The following is a 15812-nucleotide window of genomic DNA, read 5'->3' as shown; positions in this document are numbered from 1 at the left end:
GCACCGGACTTCTCGAAGGAGAGAACCATGAGCGACAGCATCGGCGTCGCCGTCATCGGGGCGGGCATGGCGGGCAAGGCCCACATGGCCGCGTGGCGGAACGCACCCTCACTCTTCGCCCCGACGCTGCCGCCCGTGCGGCTCGTGTCGATCGGCGACGTGTACGAGCCCCTCGCGGCCGAGGCTGCGCAGCGCTTCGGCTACGCCCGCCACGACACGGACTGGCGAGCCATCGCCGAGGCCGACGACATCGACGTCGTGAGCGTCGTCGTCGCGAACAAGCTCCACCGCGAGATCGTCGAGGGGCTGCTGGCCGCCGGTAAGCACGTCCTGTGCGAGAAGCCGCTGTCGGACTCGCTCGAGGACGCGCGGGCGATGGCCGCCGCGGCCACCGAGGCATCGCAGCGCGGGCTCGTCGCCCGCGTCGGGTTCACCTACCGCCGCGCCCCGGGCCTCGCCGCGATCAAGCAGCTCGTCGAGGACGGCACGCTCGGCCGCGTCCTGCACGTCTCCGCCCGCTACTGGACCGACTACGGCTCGTCGCCCGACGTGCCCTTCTCGTGGCGCTTCGCGGGTGCCCCCGGCACCGGAGCCCTCGCCGACGTCGGCTCACACCTGGCGTACGTGGCCGAGTTCCTGGCCGGCGAGGTGCAGAGCGTCAACGGCGGCATGTTCACGACCGCCATCACGAAGCGCCCGATCGCCGCCGGGTTCGCCCTGCGCGGCCAGGCCGTCCCGCTGACCGGTGAGTTCGCCGACGTCGAGAACGACGACTACGCCACCTTCAACGCACGCTTCGGCGACGGCTCCGTGGTGGGCTCGCTCGAGGTGTCCCGGGTCGCCACGGCGCACCCGAACGGCCTGGTCATCGAGGTCTTCTGCGAGAACGGTGCAGCGCGCTGGGACCAGGAGCGCGCGTCGGAGATCGGCCTCGCGCTGCAGTCCGACGGCTCCCGCCTCGGTGGGTACCGCCAGGTCGTCCTCGGCCCGGACCACCCCTACGTCGCCGGAGGCATGGCGATGGACGCGCCCGGTGTCGGCTGGGGACAGAACCAGATGTTCGAGTACCAGGCACGCGCGTTCCTCGACGAGGTCGCCGGCGTCGCGGACCCGCTGCCGGCCAACGCCACGTTCGACGACGGCGTGCACAACATGGAGATCCTCGACGCGGTGGCACGGTCCGCCGGGGCCGGTGGGGCCTCCCTCGACGTGCCGTCCGTCCGCACCACCGAAGGAGCGCACGCATGAAGCTCGGTCTGTACAACGCGATCTTCCACGACCGGCCGCTCGCCGAGGCCCTGACGGCCATCGCGGGCAACGGCCTGACCGGCATCGAGCTGAACACCGGCGGCTTCCTGCCGCCGGTGCACGTGCCGGACATCGACGCGATCCTCGAGGACGACGCAGCACGTGACGCCTTCCTCGCGCAGTTCGAGGGCACCGGGGTGTCCATGGCCGGCCTGAACTGCAACGGCAACCCGCTGCACCCGGACCGTGCGATCGGCCAGGCCCACGCGGAGGACATCCGGCGCAGCATCCGCCTCGCCGCCCGCCTCGGCCAGGACCGCGTCGTCACGATGTCCGGGCTGCCGGCGGGCGAGCCCGGCGGCACCCGACCGAACTGGATCGTGAACGCCTGGAACTCCGCCGCGCTCGACGTCATCGAGTACCAGTGGAGCGTCGCGGTGCCGTTCTGGCAGGAGATCGACGCCCTGGCGCGGGAGCACGGGGTCAAGGTCGCACTCGAGCTGCACCCGCAGAACGTGGTGTTCAACCCGGCGACGATCCGCGAGTTCGTGCAACGTGGTGGCCTGACGAACATCGGCGTCGAACTCGACGCGAGTCACCTGTTCTGGCAGCAGATGGACCCGGTGGCGGTCGTCCGCGACCTCGGCGACCTGGTCTTCCACGCCGCCGCGAAGGACGTCCGGATCAACCCGCACGCGGCGATCAACGGCGTGCTCGACAACTCGTTCCGTCGGCTGTCGCCGGACGAGCCGCGCACGAACCTCGGCGGCGATGAGTGGGCCAACGAGTGGCCGAGGCCGTCCGCGTGGGACTTCGTCGCGCTCGGCAAGGGCCACGACGAGGCGTACTGGTCGGCGTTCCTCGAGGCCCTGCGCGAGGTGGACCCGGACATGTGGGTCAACATCGAGCACGAGGACACCGAGCTCGGTCGCGAAGAAGGGGTCGCAGTCGCCGCGAAGGTCCTGCTCGCAGCCGACACGGCGCTCACGACGCGCGCGTGAGTCGCGTCTGAGACGCACCACGCGATCCGGACGGGAGGCCCGTGGGACGTGCGCTGATCGGCGCACGTCCCACGGGCCTCCCGTCCAGTGCGCATCGGTGACACGCCCACCGGGCGCTGTCACCGGACCGATGTAGCATGCACGACACCTGTCCCGAGACGAGGAGCCCTGCGTGCCGGAGCCGACCGACCCCGCCTTCCCCCTCGAGCGCATCCGAGAGGTCGGCGACGCCATCGTCGCGTCCGTCTCGACGGTCATCGACGGCAAGACCGAGGCGATCCGCACCGCCCTCACCGTGATGCTGGCCGAGGGGCACCTGCTCGTCGAGGACGTCCCCGGCGTCGGCAAGACGGTCCTGGCGAAGGCACTCGGCGCCTCGGTGGGCGGCTCGGTGAACCGCATCCAGTTCACGTCCGACATGCTGCCGTCGGACGTCACCGGGGTGAACATCTTCGACCAGTCCTCGGGCACGTTCCGGTTCTCACCGGGGCCGGTGTTCGCGAACGTCGTCATCGGTGACGAGATCAACCGCACCAGCCCGAAGACCCAGTCCGCCCTGCTCGAGGCGATGGCGGAGTCGCAGGTCACGGTCGACGGCGTGACCCGGCTGCTCGACCGCCCCTTCATGATCGTGGCGACGCAGAACCCGATCGACATGGAGGGCACCTACCCGTTGCCCGAGGCCCAGCGTGACCGTTTCATGGCGCGCATCACGATGGGGTACCCGAGCGTCGACGCCGAACGGCAGATGCTCGCGAACCGCGGCGGCGGCGACCCGCTGTCGCACCTGCGACCGATCGTCGACGTGACCACGCTGCGCGGGATCATCGAGGCCGTGGCGAACGTCCACATCGCCCCCGACGTCGAGGCGTACGTCATCGCGATCGTCCGCTCCACCCGCACCCACCCCGACCTGGTGCTCGGCGCCAGCCCCCGCGCCACGCTGCACCTGGCCCAGGCAGCCCGTGCCCACGCGGCGTTGCTCGGCCGGCCGTTCGTCACGCCGGACGACGTCGCCGCCCTGGCACCGATCGTGCTCGCCCACCGGCTCGTGCCGGTGGCGCGCGGACTCGGTGGCACGGGCGAGGACACCGTGCGCGAGATCGTCGTCCGCATCGTCTCCGACACCGCCGTGCCGTTCACGGCGACCCCCGTCCGCTCCTGATGCCCGGCCGATCGGCACCGTCGTCGCTACTGCGGCGAACCGGTGCCGCGCGCTCGACGCTCGGGCGCTTCGGCCGCCGTGGGCTGTCCCTGCTCCGGCGCACGCCGTTCCCCCGTCCGACCGTGCGCGGCTGGACCGTCATCGCGATCGGCATCGGGCTGATCGGGGGCGGACTCGTGGGCACCACCAGCGTCGCCGTCTCGGCCGGGCTGCTGCTGCTCGTGCTCGTCGTGCTCGGCATCGTGATGGCGTTCGTGGTCGCCGCACCGCTCCGGGGCAGCCGGAGCACGGCCCGCGCGATCGTGCAGGTCGGCGAGGTGTACCGCGAGCGGATCACCCTCGGCAGCACCAGTCTGCCGATCGGCCCGCGGTCGACCCTGCTCGTCCGCGAACAGCTCGAGGACGCCTTCGCGAGTGCGTCCGAGGCGGAGACCTACGCGCTCGTCGGCCCGGGCCTGCCGCCAGCGGTGCTCGACGTCGAGGCGCTAGCGATGCACCGCGGCCGCACGCTCGTCGGACCCGTCACCATCCGGGTCGAGGACCCCTTCGGCCTGCTCCGGATCGACCGCCCGGTGGTGCCGGCAGAAGAGGTCGTCGTCGTCCCCGCGAGCGCACCCCTCGCCGCGATCGACACCGGTGCCCTCGCCGGGGCCGTCTCCGCCGACGAAGGACGGGTCGGGCAGGGCGGGTCCGCCGACGACAGCGAACTCCGGCCGTACCGTCCCGGCGACCCCATCCGTCGGGTGCACTGGGCGCAGAGTGCTCGCCGCGGCGAACTGCACGTCCGGCAGACCACGCAGGCGCAACCACCCGAGGCCGTCATCGCGCTCGACGTCCGGCGCGAGTCCTACCAGGGCCTCGGGCGTGAGGACCTGGCCGAGCTGTCCGATCTGGGCGGTGACCAGGCCTTCGAACACGCGGTCGTCGTCGCCGCCAGTGTCGCCCGCGCCCTCGCCGCCCGGACCTCGCGCGTCGTGCTCGTGAGCGACGGGCCGTCGGGCAGCACCCGGCACGCCGGTGACGTCGGCGGCCTCACCGACGTGCTCGTCGGACTCGCGGACGTCCGGCTCCGCAGCGACGCCCGTCCGGTCACCGAGGTCCTGCCCGAGGTGCGTGGGCGGGACGTGCACGGCATGACCGCGGTGGTCACCGGCAACTGCACCGCCGAGCAAGCGGCTGAACTCGTGACGGCGACGAGCGGATCGAGCCGCGGGATCATGGCGACGATCGTGCCGCCGGACCCGGTGGTCCGCGGGATCCTCGACCGCGGTGGTTGGCGCACCCTCGTGGTGCCGGTCGCCGGGGCGACCGCGTCCGGAGCCGCACGGTGAGCGGCGCCGCTGCGTCGTCGCGCCGGCCCGTCGACGTGCGCGAGGTCCTGGACCGCGACGACGACACCCGTGACACCCCGAGCACCTGGGTCGTCGCGCTCGCCCCGGTGCCCGTGCTCATCGCCGCGCTCGCGATCCGCCCGCTCGTGCAGGGCACCGCCTGGTGGGTGTCCGGCGTCGTGGTCGTCGCGGTGCTCGTGGCCGTCATGCTCGCGGTGCGTCGCCGGGCCCCCGGGGTCCGGTTCGTGGCACTCGTCGCCACCCTCGTGCTGTGCTCGTGCGCCGCCGCCCTGGTCAACGACGTGCAACCCCTCGGCTGGCTCGACGCCGACGGAGCGCTGGGCGAGACGCTCGCCGCCATCCGCCTGAACCCCGCGCCGTTGCCGCAGACCGACGCGATCCGACTGGTCGTGACCGTGTCGATCGCCTGGGTGGCGGGCGTCTCGTTGTTCCTCGCCGCGATCGCCCGGATCCCGTCGCTCGCCGCCGCGCCGGCACTCGTCATCCTCATCGTCCCGGGGATCATCACCGGACAGCCGGCGGGCACCGCGCTCGTGATCACCACAGCCGTCGCCTTCCTCGCCCTGCTGTGGCTGTCGGTCCGACCCGTGCAGCGAGCGGTCCCGGCCGCGGTCGTCGGTGCGATCGGGCTCGTCGTCGCGATCGGCCTGCCCGCGATCGTGCCGCTCAACGCGAGCTGGCTGTCCGGCGTCACCGGGGCCATCCAGTCGCCGATCCAACCCGGGCGACCCGGCACCCTGCTCGAGCTCGGCAACGACCTGCGGCAGCCGAGTGAACTCGAGGTGCTCCGCTACCGGTCGTCCGACGGCCAGCCCGAGTACCTCAAGCTCGCCGACCTGGACGAGTTCGGCACCGGGGACTGGGTGCCGACGGTGACGAACGCCGCCGAGGCCGACACCGCCGACCAACAGCAGTGGGCCGAGGGCGTGAACCCCCGCCTGGCGACGCGCGGCGACGTCACGGTCCGGATCACCGGGCTGTCGAGCACGTACCTACCGGTGCCGTCCGGGGCGGTGTCGATCGAGTCGCGTTCCACCAACCTCGACCTGTCGCAGTGGCGCTGGATGGGGTCCTCGAGCACCGTGCGGTCCACCGGTCCGGCCACGCCGCGCGGTGCGACCTACGAGGTCTACGGTGCCTCGACCTTCGCGAACGCTTACCTCGACGCCGTCGCGGCCTCGGGTGTCCTGTCCCGTGCCGACGGCCGGGGGTTCCGCGAGCCGAGCGGCGACCAGCTGCAGACCGACCTGACGCTGCCGAAGGACCTGCCCGCGAACATCACGTCGACCGCGGAGCGGGTGGCCGGGGCCGCGTCCGACGACTACGCCCAGGCCCGCGCCCTCGAGCAGTGGTTCCGCAGCGACCTGTTCACCTACTCCGAGACGGCCCCCGTCGAGCAGGGCTACGACGGCGACAGCATGGACGTCGTCTCGACCTTCCTGCAGGTGCGCGAGGGCTACTGCGTCCACTTCTCGTCGGCGATGGCCGTGATGGCCCGGACGCTCGGCATCCCGTCTCGCATCGCGGTGGGGTACCGGGCCGGGGCGGCGCAGCCCGACGGTGAGTACGCGGTGTCGAACCGGCAGCTGCACTCCTGGCCCGAGCTGTACATCAAGGGGGCCGGCTGGGTCGCGTTCGAGCCCACGCCGGACTCCGACGCGGCAGCGCAGCCCTCGACCGAACCCACGGAGACCCCGACCGCCGCGACGCCCGAGTCCCCGCTGCCCGCGCCCGAGCAGTCCGCCCCTGCCGAGTCCTCGGCGACGCCGACCCCCTCGGCGTCGGCGCAGCCCGGTGCGGCCGGTGCCTCGGGCGGCAGCGGTCCGGCCGGCCTGCTGTTCGGCGCGGCACTCGTCCTCGCGTTGCTCATCGCCCCCGGACTCGTCCGAGCGCTCCGACGGCGGTCGCGGTTGTCGGCCGTCGCCGCTGGTCGCTCACCCGCGGTGAACGCCTGGCGTGAGGCCCTCGACGACGTCGCCGACCACGGATACGCCCCGGGGCTGGCACCACCCGGTGACGCAGCGGCTGCGGCCCGGACCGCGCGGGCCGTCCTCGGACGACTCCGTCCGGTGCTGCCGGCCTCGGCGCTCCCGCACCTCGACGCCGTGGTCGACGCCGTCGACCGTGAACGGTTCGCGGCTGACGGGGTCGCAGCGGTCGACGGCGAGGCGCTCGTGCAGCACGTGCAGCAGGCGCGGGAGGCGCTCGACACCTCGGTCTCCGGTGGACGGGTGCTGCGGTCGCGCCTGCTGCCGCCGAGCCTGCTGCCGTCGTCCGCGTGGTCGCACGAGGGCCGTCGGCGCTCCCGTCGCCCTGCCTGACCCCGGAGTCTCGGCTGGTGCGAGGTTGGCCACTCGGTGCGGCGCAACAAGCTCGCACCGAGTGGTCAACGCCGCACCACGCCGCAGCACCACGCCAGAGCGCCACGCCGCAGCACCATGCCGCCGCCCGGTCAGCGGCGGCGGACGACCGCCTCGACCAGGGCGGCGATGACCTCGCCGGGGTCGACCCCCGGCAGCGCGGGCCCGTCGAACACGACCCCGACGTTGGCGGCGACGAGCGCCGTGGCGAAGGCGTCGAGCGGCATGCCGGCGTCGACCTCCGGGTGCGCCCCGAACCACAGTCGCACCAGCTCGTGCACGCCGTCCTGCAGCACCCGTCGCTGCCGCACGAACTCGGGCAGCAGGTCGGTGTGTCGGATCGCGTAGGCACGGAACTCCGACAGCAGGGCGAACTGCGCGCGCTGGTCGTGCCGTCCGAAGGCCGCTCGCACGACGTCCGCGATGTCCGCCGCGGCGATGTCGGCGCGGATGAGCTCCTGCAGCGACCCGAGCACCAGGTTCGTCCCGCGCTGCATGACCTGCGCGAGCAGGTCCTCCTTCGACGAGAAGTTCGAGTAGACCGCGCCCTTGCTGAACCCGGCACGGGCGGCGACCTCGTCGAGACGTGCTCCGTGCACGCCTTGTTCGGCGAAGACGGCAGCGCCGGCGATGAGGAGACGTTCTCGGACCTCGGCCCGTGGTGTCCGCGGCGTGGGGGAGTCGGAGACGTCGTCGTTCATCGTTCCTGCCGGGGCGGGGCACCGGGGCTGGAACCCGGGCGGGCGAGCTGGGGGCGGGCGAGCTGGGGGCGGGCGAGCTTGGGGTGGGAGACCTGCCGCGCCGCGCGTCTGATCACGCGCGGCATCAGCGAAGCCCCCATCACCACGTCTGCGCGGAACCGCCGCGTTCGGGTCGCGTCGGTTCGGTGCGGACGACATGAGCCGGGTCGATACCCGACGGTAGGGATGCTACGCCGGAGCACTGACAGATGACACCCCTCAGTCGTCGAACGAGGAATCCGTTGCCGTGTCGTGTTCTTCGCGGACACTGCCCGCTCCCGTGCGCCGTCCGGGGCGTCGGAGCAGCCGGAGTGCGTCGGGTCGCAGGCTCCGCCCGCGCCGCAGCAGCGAGCCGAGCGTCGACTTCGGCTGCCAGTCACGACCGTTGGGCAGTCCCCAGCCGCGGCGGACCGCACCCCAGCGCAGCCCGAGCGACAGCGCGATCGCGGCCACGATCCCGATCGACGGCGACCCGAGGGCGGACGCGACGACCATGACGACCGACGCCGCGACGGCCACAGTGGCGTACAGCGCGTTCCCGCCGAACACCGCTGGCACTCGGCGGAGCAGCAGGTCCCGCATCGCGCCGCCGCCGACCGCGGTGATCGTGCCCATGATGATCGCGGCGGGCCACTCCAAGCCGGCGTCGTAGGTGCGCTGCACCCCGACCACCGCCCAGAACCCGATCACCGCGGCGTCGAGCACGGTGAACAACCGGTCCCAGGTGATCTCGGAGAACGACACGAAGAAGGCGATGAGTGCCCCGGCCAAGGCGACCGGCACGTAGAGCGGGTCGACGAGTGCGACCGGGGGGCCGTTCTGCAGCAGGGTGTCGCGCAGCATGCCGCCGCCGAGCCCCGAGACGAAGCCGACGACCAGGAACCCGAACAGGTCGAAGTCCATCGCGCGGGCGATCGATCCACCGAGGAGGGCGGACGCGAACACCCCGGCGAGGTCGAGCACGTTCGTGACCGACGCCAGGCCATCGACGGACAGCAGGTTCATGAGAACCATCAAACCCCACGCCGAACGACTGGCGGGCCGAACGGCGGTTAGGTTAGCCTCACCTACGTCATGCTCGCCACTCTCGTCATCGGCCTCCGTGAAGGCCTCGAAGCGACGCTCATCGTCGGCATCATCGCCGCGTTCCTGCGTCGCAACCGTGTCCCCCTCGCCCCCATGTGGTTCGGCGTCGGGGTCGCCGTCGTGCTCAGCATCGGCGTCGGGTTCGGCCTGCAGGTCGTCGAGCAGGCCCTGCCGCAGGCGCAGCAGGAGGGCATGGAGGCGATCATCGGCATCGTCGCCGTGGTCTTCGTCACCGGCATGATCGTCTGGATGCGCACCCACGCGCGCACCCTGACCAAGGAACTCGAGGCGAGCGCGACCGAGGCGCTCGGCCGCGGCACCGCGTGGGCACTGGCCGGCATGGCCTTCCTCGCCGTGCTCAAGGAGGGCTTCGAGACCGCGGTCTTCCTCCTCGCGACCTTCCAGGCGTCGTCGGACACCGGTCTCGCCGCCCTCGGCGCGGTCATCGGCATCGCGGGCGCCGTCGTCATCGGCTACGGCATCTACACCGGCGGCGTCCGGCTGAACCTGTCGAAGTTCTTCACCGGCACCGGCGTCTTCCTGGTGTTCGTCGCCGGCGGGCTCGTGCTGACGGTGCTCCGGCGCGCGCACGAGGCCGGGTGGATCGTCATCGGGCAGCAGCGGACCGTCGACCTGTCCTGGCTCGCCCCGAACGGGTCGGTGCAGGGTGCGCTCGTCACGGGCGTGCTCGGCATCCCGCCGGACCCCCGGGTGATCGAGGTGCTCGGCTGGGTCCTCTACGTGGTGCCGGTCCTCGCCCTGACGCTCTGGCCCCGCGCCTGGCGTCGGTCGTCGGCACGCGTCCCGATGGTCCGCGCCACCGTCGCCGGAGCCCTCGCGGTGGCCGCAGCCGCGCTGGCGATCGCCGTCCCGACGGGCGGCGTCGACCTGCCCGGCTCCGCCACCGTCCGCGGCGACGCCACGTCCGTCTCGGCGGACATCCACGGTGCGTCCGGCGTCCTCCGCGTCGCCGGCACCACCACCGGCCAGGAGGCACGGCTCACGTTGCCGACGTCGGCCCACCGCCGCGTGACCCGCGCGGGCGTGGCCGCCGACCGGTGGCGGATCCGCACGTCGGCCACCGCCGCGGACCGCCCGGCGACGCTGACGCTCGACGACCTCGTCGACCTGTTCGGCCGGATCCCGGTCGGCGTCTCGCCGTCGACGAACCCCGGCCCGTTCACCGCCCGCTGGGCGGTGCGCGACACCGTGACCCTGTGGACGGTCCGTGGTGGGGTCCTGGACGCCACCCGCGACGAACGCACCGTGCTGACGCTGAGCGGTGGGGGCCTCCCGTCCGCCCGCACCACGACCCTGGACCGCTCCGTGTGGTCCGTCCCCGACTCCCGCGTCGAGCGGTCCGCCACTGCGGTGGCGGCCGCGGACACGCGGGCTGCCGAGCTGCTGCTCTGGAAGGCCTGGTTGCCGATCGCCCTCGGCGTCGCAGCGGCCGCCCAGGCGCTGCTCGCGCTCCGTGACCGCCGTCGTCGGACCGTACCCGTGAACCCCACCCCCGAAACCGTCCCGACACGCGGCCCACCCGCCGGGGACCCTGCAAGGAGCAACGACTATGCCGTTCGGTAAGCCCGTTCGACCCCTGATCACCCTCGGCGCCCTCGGCGTCGTCACCGCCCTCGCACTGACCGGTTGCGCGAGCTCCGACGGTGCCTCCGACAGCTCCACCGACGCCGCGAAGGTCTCGCGCGTCACCATCACCCTGACGAACGACGGCTCGGACCAGTGCAAGGTCTCCGAGACGAAGGTCCCCGCCGGGCCGGTCACGTTCTCGGTGAAGAACGAGTCCTCGACCGCCATCACCGAGGTCGAACTGCTGCAGGACCAGCGGATCCTGGGCGAGAAGGAGAACCTCGCACCCGGCCTCGACGCCGTGCAGTTCACCGCGACCCTGACCGGTGGGGAGTACCAGGTGTACTGCCCCGGAGCCGACACCGAGCTCACCGACTTCACGGTCACGGGCAAGGTCACCTCGACCGCGAACAGCAGCGCCGCCACCCTGCTCGACGAGGGCACGAAGGGCTACGCCGACTACGTCGACGGCCAGGTCACCGACATGGTCGCCGCGGTCGAACTCCTGCAGAAGGACATCGACGCCGGCGACCTCGACGCCGCGAAGACCGACTACGCGAACGCCCGCCCGTTCTACGAGCACGTCGAGAGCGACGTCGACGGCTTCGTCAAGAAGGGCCACAAGGCGACCGACAACGCCGGCAACCTCGACTACCTGATCGACATGCGCGCCTCGAACCTCGACCCGGCCGTCGGCTGGAGCGGGTTCCACGCCGTCGAGAAGGACCTGTTCCAGGCGGGCGAGATCACCGCGTCGACCAAGAAGACCGCGGCCGACCTGACCGAGAACGTGCAGCTGCTCGCGAAGCTCGTCCCGACGCTCGACTACAAGCCCGAGGACCTGGCGAACGGCGCCGCCGGCCTGCTCGAGGAGGTCCAGTCGAACAAGGTCACCGGTGAGGAAGAGGCGTACAGCCACATCGACCTCGTCGACCTCGCCGCCAACGTCGAGGGTGCCCGTCAGGCCTTCGCGTACCTCAAGCCGGGCCTGACGAAGCTCGACCCGACCCTGACGAAGCAGATCGCGAAGCAGTTCGACGCGACGAACACGATGATGGACGGCTACCGCAACGCCGACGACCTCGGCGGCTTCGACACGTGGGACGCAGCGACCAAGAAGTCCGACGCGAACCGCATCTCGCAGCAGATCCAGGCCCTGCAGGACCCGCTGTCCCGCCTCGCCGAGAAGGTCGCCACCGCGTGACGCAGCCCGACGACGACCGCGCAGCCCGCACCGGGGTCTCCCGGCGCGGGCTGTTCGGCGCGGGACTCGCCGCGGCCGGAGCCGGAGCGGGCGCCGCGGTCGGCATCGGCGGCGCGACGGCCGCGACGGGGGTCAACCCGTTCACGGCGGCCGCCAACGGTGACGAGTCCATCGACCTGTCCCAGAGCCACCCGTTCTACGCGACCGCCGCACGGCAGCCGCAGGGCGGGGTGCAGACCACCCCCCAGCGGTACTGCGTCTTCATGACCTTCGACCTGTCCACCAGCGTCGCGACCGAGCTGCAGGTGCTCCTCGCCCGCTGGTCCGCGGCGATCGCGCAGCTGCAGGCGGGCAAGACCGTCGGCAGCGTCGAGCCCGCGCACGGTGACGGCGTCGGCGCGGACACCGGTGAGGCGCTCGACCTCGGCCCGGCGTCCCTGACGGTCACGGTGGGGTTCGGCCCCGGCGTGTTCGACGAGCGCTTCGGTCTGGCCGACAAGCGTCCGGCTGATCTCGCCGACGTGCCTCGGCTGCCGAGCGACAACCTGCAGGCCGGACTGACCGGCGGCGACCTGTCGTTGCAGGCCTGCGCCGACGACCCGCAGGTGGCGTACCACGCGGTCCGCGACCTGGCCCGGATGGCGCGGGGGACGGCGACCGTGCGGTGGACCGTGCTCGGCTTCGGTCGTGCGTCGGCCGGCCCGCACCAGACGACGCCGCGCAACCTCATGGGCTTCAAGGACGGCACCAGGAACATCACGACGGACGAGGACCACGACCGCTTCGTGTGGGTCGACGACCCGGGCGACGGCGCGGAGTGGATGACCGGCGGGACCTACCAGGTGGTACGGAAGATCCGGATGAACATCGAGATCTGGGACGCCGACGTCGTCAGCGACCAGCAGCGCGTGTTCGGTCGGACCAAGATCGAGGGCGCACCGTTGTCCGGTGGGACCGAGCACACGACGCCGGACTTCGCGGCGACCGACGGCGACGGTGCCACGAAGATCGACGCGACGTCCCACATCGCCCTGGCCGCCCACGAGGCGAACGGCGGCGTGAAGATCCTGCGTCGTCCGTACAACTACACCGACGGCCTCAACGAGTACGGCCAGCTCGATGCCGGGCTGCTGTTCCTGGCCTACATGAACGACCCGGAGCACTTCACCCGGCTGCAGCGGAAGCTCGGCGCCTCGGACCGCTTGAACGAGTACGTCTCGCACATCGGGTCCGCGGTGTTCGCGATCCCGCCGGCACCGCGCAAGGGGTCGTACATCGGCGAGCAGCTGTTCCGCTGACGGTGTCCGGAGCGCGCTGACGCCGCTGGGGGAGAGGGCGCCCTCCGCCGTTTCCCTGGAGGCGGAGGGCACCCGCGCCGCGGGGTCTCGTCGAACGGAACCACCGCCGACCTGAGAGGCGACCCGGCGCGACGCGTCGCGATGCGACAGCCCCGAGAGTACCCCGCCGGTCCCCGGATCCGCAGTGCGAGCGCTGCTATGGGACAGGGAGCGCGGCAGCGGATCCGCGCGCGGTGCGCGCCGGACGCGATCCGTGCCTCCCGGCGCGACGGAACGGGCCGTCTCACGGTGGTGAGACGGCCCGTTCGTGTCGGACGGGAGGCCCGGTGTCAGTCCGTCTGGACGCTCGCGTCGGTCCGTGCGCGCTTCCGGCGCACGGCGACGAGTGCGGTGATTCCCGCCAGCAGGAGCAGGCCCGCTGCGATCCCCGGCGCCGTCAGGTCCGCGCCCGTGTAGGCGAGGTCGCCGCCGGCGTTCGTGGAGTCGGCGGGGTCACCCGCCAGGTCCGTGCCGGTGCCGGTGCCCGTTCCCGGAGCGTTGCCGTTGCCGGCACCCGGGGCGTCCCCGTTGCCCGCGCCCGGGTCAGCCGGGTCCGTGGGGTCGGTCGGGTCCGTGGGCTCGGTCGGGTCCGTCGGGTCGACGGCCGCGGCGAGCGGGATGGTCACGGCGAGCGTGATCGTCTGGCCGCCCGGCAGGGTGACGACGAGCGGCTCGTCCGTCGTCGCGGCGGCACGTGCAGCCGTCCGGACCGTCGCTGCGTCGGCAGACGACTCGATGGTCGGCACGGCGAAGGTCAGCGTCGCGCGACCCTGCTCGTCGTTCGTGTCGACGATCGTCGGGTCGATCTCGGCGGTGGCGAGCTCGACGTCACCGGCGCTCACCGACACGGTGCCGGCTGCAGCGGGGTCGTCGCTGCTGAACACGAGCGACGACAGGTCGATCGTGACCTCGTCGCCGGGCTGGAACCCGCCCTCGGGGGTCGGCGTGACCGTGGTGCCGACGGCACGCTGGTCGGACGGCGGGGTGACCGTCGGGTTGTCCAGGAAGTAGTCCACCTGCGCCTGCAGGTCGACCTGGCCCGAGTCGGCGATGTTCGCGCCGGTCGCGAAGGCGGCGAAGTTGTCGCCACCGGTCGACAGGAACGAGTTGACCGTCACCTTGAGGGTGTCGTCGAGGGCGATCGACTCGCCGTTCAAGGTCATGCCGGTGATGCGCTCGCCACGGCCCTTCGCGGGGTCGTAGGTGTACGCGAAGCCGTCCGAGACGCCGAGCTTGAGGAACGGACGCGGCAGGCCGTCCGGCTGCCACTGCTGCTCGAGGGCGTCCTTGATCTGCTGGCCGGTCATGTCCTCGGTGACGAGGGTGTTCGCGAACGGCTGGACGAGCGCGGCCTCCTTGTAGGTCACGGTGCCGTCCGGGTCGCCGGCGCCGCTCGACGCGTAGACCATGTCCGTGCGCAGCCCGCCGGGGTTCATGAAGGCGATCTGCGAGCCGTTGCGCTCGGTCGCGGAGCGCTGCACTTCGGCGATGTAGTTGCCCAGGACGGACTCGCCGCCGCGGTTCTCGGTCGTGCGGTCCGACTGCACCGCACGACGCAGGTCGCCGGTGATCTCGCCGAGCTTCTTGCTGCCCTCGACGTCGGCGACGGCCTTCGCAGCCGTCACGATGTCGGCCACCGCGTCCACCGAGGTGGAGTCGGCCGGCACACGGGTCTCACCGTTGACCGACTTGACCTCGGACGTGATGCCGGTGAGCTGCTTGTCGGCGTCGACGGTGAGCTGCAGGTGTCCGAAGTTCACGCCGTAGGAACCGGTCTGGATCACCGGGCGGGTCGTGCCGTCGGGACCCGCGATCTGGTGGTTGTAGGTCGCGTGGGTGTGTGCGGAGACGATCGCGGACACCTTCGACGAGACGCCCGAGGTGATCGTGCCGAACACGCCGGACCCGGTCGCGTCGGCGAGGGCGTTCGTGGGAGCACCCTCGTGCACCAGCAGGACGAGCACGTCGGCCTCGCCGTTGCTGTCGACACCGTCGGTGAGCTGGTCGGCGTACTTGTTGACCTGGCTGACGATCGGGGCCATCGCGAGGCCCTCGACACCGCCGGGGCTGACGAGCCCCGGGATGAGGTCCTCGGTGGTCGCGCCGATGAAGCCGACCTTCACGCCGCCCTTCTCCACGATGGAGTACGGCTCGAACGCGGGGTCGGTCGTGCCCTGCTTGACGATGTTCGCCGAGACGTAGGGCCAGTCGGCCCGGTCCTCGATGCGCCCGGTCAGGTCGTCCTGGCCCTTGTCGAGCTCGTGGTTGCCGATCGCGCTGACGTCGAGGTCCATGGCGTTGAGCACATCGATCGTCGGGGCGTCCTGCTGGATCAGCGAGGTGAACGTCGAGGCACCGACGTTGTCGCCGACGCTGGCGAAGATCGTGTTCGGGTTGGCCTCGCGGTACGACTGCACGACACCGGCGAGCTTGGCGGCACCGGCGGCCTTGTCGACGGCGGTGCCCTCGGACTCGATGCGGCCGTGGAAGTCGTTGACGTCGATGATGTCGATCGTCGTGTCGCCCTCGGCGGCGACGGCGGTGGAGGGGACGGACAGTGCGACGAGCACACCCGCGGTGGCGAAGGCCGCGCCGCTGGTGATGCGCCGTCGGCGGCGCGGAGAGGAGTGGAGGTTCATCGTCGGAGAACCTATGAGGACGCACAGCCGACCCGCCAGTGTCGGGTCGAAGTCGTCACACGACGTTCACATGAGCAACACCCGTCGTGCTGC

11 protein-coding genes are annotated in these 15812 nt (G+C 72.0%); 8 read left to right on the top strand and 3 right to left on the bottom strand.

Annotated elements, in window-relative coordinates:
• Nucleotides 1–27: 27 nt before the first annotated feature.
• From M4960_RS06290 to M4960_RS06270, 5 genes are all read left to right on the top strand, one after another.
• Complete coding sequence (locus tag M4960_RS06290) at nt 28–1248, top strand: Gfo/Idh/MocA family protein (RefSeq protein WP_248703773.1); 1221 nt, start codon at nt 28–30, stop codon at nt 1246–1248.
• Entirely contained in the window at nt 1245–2249 is a 1005-nt protein-coding gene (locus M4960_RS06285; protein WP_248703772.1) for a sugar phosphate isomerase/epimerase, read from the top strand. Before M4960_RS06290 ends, M4960_RS06285 begins: the two co-directional genes overlap by 4 nt.
• A gap of 172 nt (nt 2250–2421) precedes the next feature.
• Nucleotides 2422–3414, top strand: coding sequence for a MoxR family ATPase (locus M4960_RS06280; RefSeq protein ID WP_235035938.1), 993 nt, complete (start codon nt 2422–2424; stop codon nt 3412–3414).
• The gene (locus tag M4960_RS06275; RefSeq protein WP_123673877.1) at nt 3414–4745 is read left to right on the top strand and encodes a DUF58 domain-containing protein; all 1332 of its coding nucleotides are present in this window, start codon (nt 3414–3416) and stop codon (nt 4743–4745) included. Before M4960_RS06280 ends, M4960_RS06275 begins: the two co-directional genes overlap by 1 nt.
• Nucleotides 4742–7087 carry a DUF3488 and transglutaminase-like domain-containing protein gene (locus M4960_RS06270; protein WP_248703771.1) on the top strand — a complete coding sequence of 782 codons (2346 nt, stop codon included), beginning with the start codon at nt 4742–4744 and terminating at the stop codon, nt 7085–7087. The genes M4960_RS06275 and M4960_RS06270 overlap by 4 nt, the downstream gene beginning before the upstream one ends.
• A 131-nt stretch (nt 7088–7218) precedes the next feature.
• Here M4960_RS06270 and M4960_RS06265 read toward each other — a convergent pair whose 3' ends face one another.
• Entirely contained in the window at nt 7219–7827 is a 609-nt protein-coding gene (locus tag M4960_RS06265) for a TetR/AcrR family transcriptional regulator (protein WP_159573171.1), read from the bottom strand.
• 258 nt (nt 7828–8085) lie between these two features.
• Nucleotides 8086–8871 (bottom strand): trimeric intracellular cation channel family protein, encoded by a 786-nt coding sequence (locus M4960_RS06260; RefSeq protein ID WP_123291876.1) that lies wholly within the window; start codon nt 8869–8871, stop codon nt 8086–8088.
• 69 nt (nt 8872–8940) lie between these two features.
• Between M4960_RS06260 and efeU the strand changes: the two genes are divergently transcribed.
• From efeU to efeB, 3 genes are read left to right on the top strand one after another with little or no spacing between them, the layout of a single operon-like run.
• The gene (efeU, locus tag M4960_RS06255; protein WP_248703770.1) at nt 8941–10536 is read left to right on the top strand and encodes an iron uptake transporter permease EfeU; all 1596 of its coding nucleotides are present in this window, start codon (nt 8941–8943) and stop codon (nt 10534–10536) included.
• Entirely contained in the window at nt 10523–11743 is a 1221-nt protein-coding gene (efeO, locus tag M4960_RS06250) for an iron uptake system protein EfeO (RefSeq protein ID WP_248703769.1), read from the top strand. Before efeU ends, efeO begins: the two co-directional genes overlap by 14 nt.
• Nucleotides 11740–13041: an iron uptake transporter deferrochelatase/peroxidase subunit gene (gene efeB / locus M4960_RS06245; protein ID WP_248703768.1), complete on the top strand. Its 1302-nt coding sequence runs from the start codon at nt 11740–11742 to the stop codon at nt 13039–13041. The genes efeO and efeB overlap by 4 nt, the downstream gene beginning before the upstream one ends.
• A gap of 329 nt (nt 13042–13370) precedes the next feature.
• On the opposite strand, the gene M4960_RS06240 is transcribed toward efeB, so the two are convergent.
• Entirely contained in the window at nt 13371–15719 is a 2349-nt protein-coding gene (locus M4960_RS06240) for a bifunctional UDP-sugar hydrolase/5'-nucleotidase (protein WP_248703767.1), read from the bottom strand.
• Nucleotides 15720–15812 lie beyond the last annotated feature (93 nt).

Source organism: Curtobacterium sp. MWU13-2055, assembly GCF_023242305.1.
GTDB lineage: Bacteria > Actinomycetota > Actinomycetes > Actinomycetales > Microbacteriaceae > Curtobacterium.
The sequence above is the reverse complement of the archived record's forward strand: the minus strand, read 5'-3'. Positions and strand labels throughout refer to the sequence as shown.

What these genes read in the sequence shown, in the direction of transcription:
- M4960_RS06290 (WP_248703773.1), top strand. Translation starts at nt 28, where the DNA reads ATGAGCGACAGCATCGGCGTCGCCGTCATCGGGGCGGGCATGGCGGGC.
- M4960_RS06285 (WP_248703772.1), top strand. Translation starts at nt 1,245, where the DNA reads ATGAAGCTCGGTCTGTACAACGCGATCTTCCACGACCGGCCGCTCGCC.
- M4960_RS06275 (WP_123673877.1), top strand. Translation starts at nt 3,414, where the DNA reads ATGCCCGGCCGATCGGCACCGTCGTCGCTACTGCGGCGAACCGGTGCC.
- M4960_RS06265 (WP_159573171.1), bottom strand. Translation starts at nt 7,827, where the DNA reads ATGAACGACGACGTCTCCGACTCCCCCACGCCGCGGACACCACGGGCC.
- M4960_RS06260 (WP_123291876.1), bottom strand. Translation starts at nt 8,871, where the DNA reads ATGAACCTGCTGTCCGTCGATGGCCTGGCGTCGGTCACGAACGTGCTC.
- efeU (WP_248703770.1), top strand. Translation starts at nt 8,941, where the DNA reads ATGCTCGCCACTCTCGTCATCGGCCTCCGTGAAGGCCTCGAAGCGACG.
- efeO (WP_248703769.1), top strand. Translation starts at nt 10,523, where the DNA reads ATGCCGTTCGGTAAGCCCGTTCGACCCCTGATCACCCTCGGCGCCCTC.
- M4960_RS06240 (WP_248703767.1), bottom strand. Translation starts at nt 15,719, where the DNA reads ATGAACCTCCACTCCTCTCCGCGCCGCCGACGGCGCATCACCAGCGGC.